This window comes from Streptomyces sp. NPDC051172, assembly GCF_040682555.1.
Taxonomy (GTDB): Bacteria; Actinomycetota; Actinomycetes; order Streptomycetales; family Streptomycetaceae; genus Streptomyces.
Genome location: NZ_JBFBBE010000320.1, coordinates 1 through 1,658 on the forward strand (window position 1 = coordinate 1; position 1,658 = coordinate 1,658).

Here is a 1,658-nt window from a genome sequence, read left to right on the forward strand (position 1 = left end):
CCTCGATCCACCGCGTGATAGTCGGCCTGTGGACAGAGGAATAGGAAGAGGTGCCTGCTGACCTGCGATGATGGGAGTTCCTACGCTTCCAGCACGCACGATCGGCAAGGCACCTCTGAAGTGAAAGTCTCCCACAGGCCCGCGGAACTGTTCGCCGCGTTCGACGACCCCGACCTGATCGCGCATGCCGGGCTGGTCCCGACGATCCGGCTGGCCGAGCGGTGCGGCCTGCCCGCCCTGGTCGCTGGGAAGGTGAAGCTCCTCGGTGCGAAGAACGGGGCTGGGACGGCCGCCGACGCGAAGGCGCTGTCGATCGTGGGCGGGATGGTGGCCGGGGCGGACAGCATCGATGACCTGGACGTGCTGCGCCACGGTGGCCTGCCGCGCCTGTTCGGCGGGGTGCGTGCCCCGTCCACGCTGGGGTCGTTCCTGCGCGCGTTCACCTGGGGACACGTGCGCCAACTGGAGTCCGCCACACGCGCGTTCACCTGCAATCTCGCCGCGCACACCGGCCTGGTCCCCACCACGGACGAGGTGGTGTTCGTCGACATCGACTCCAAGGTCAAGCAGGTCTACGGCCCGGCCAAGCAGGGCGCCTCCTTCGGCTACACCAAACAGCGCGGCCTGCACTTCCAGATCGTCACCGTCAAGACGGGCACCTGCGCGCCGGTGATCGTGGCCACGAGACTGCGCAAGGGCTCGGCGGGCTCCGGCAAGGGCGCCGCGTCGCTGCTGCGCGAAGCCCTTGCCACCGTGCGGGCGATGGGCATCACCGCGCAGATCATCGTCCGCGCCGACTCCGCGTACTACTCCCACAAGGTCGTCGACGTCTGCCGCACGGCCGGCGCACGGTTCTCCCTCGCGGTCGCGGTCAGGAAGAAGATCCGCGAGGCCATCGCCACCATCCCCGAGGACACCTGGACACCGATCAAGTACGCCGCCGCCGTCTGGGACGCCGAGGAGGAACGCTGGATCTCGGACGCGGAGATCACCGAAGTCCCCTTCACCGCGTTCACCAGCAAGAAGAAGGCGTTCCACACCACCGCCCGGCTGATCGTGCGACGCGTGAAGCGCCTGAACCCCAAGAGCGTGCCCGAGGGGCAGGCCGAGCTGTTCGGCGTCTGGCGCCACCACGTCATCTTCACCGACAGCCCGTTCGTCCTGGCCCAGGCCGAGCCCATGCACCGTGAACACGCCCAGGTCGAGCAGGTCTTCGCCGACCTGGAAGACTCCGCGCTCGCCCACCTGCCCTCGGGGAAGTTCACCGCGAACGCCGCCTGGCTCACCCTGGCAGCCACCGCCTACAACCTCACCCGGGCCGCCGGCCACCTCGCCTCCGTCTTCCACGCCCGGGCGCGGACCGGCACCATCCGCCGCCACCTGATCAACATCCCCGCCCGGATCGCCACCGGCGCCCGCCGCCTCACCCTCCACTTTCCCCAACTCTGGCGCTGGGCCGACGACTTCACCGACCTGTGGACCGCCACCGGACAACGCATGCGCACCTGACCCGCGCCACCGCCCTGACCGCCCACGACCCGAAAGACTCGGAGACCCCGCACCGGACGGCCACCCGGCGATCACCGCTGCCCGCACCCCGAAGAAACACCCGCAACCCGCCCGACACCCGTGATCAATATTCACGCGGTGGATCGAGG

1 protein-coding gene is annotated in these 1,658 nt (G+C 69.3%); it reads left to right on the forward strand.

Going from position 1 to position 1,658, the window contains the following annotated elements:
* Positions 1-120 precede the first annotated feature (120 nt).
* Positions 121-1,509, forward strand: coding sequence for an IS1380 family transposase (locus tag AB0N07_RS50710; protein WP_365847745.1), 1,389 nt, complete (start codon positions 121-123; stop codon positions 1,507-1,509).
* Positions 1,510-1,658 lie beyond the last annotated feature (149 nt).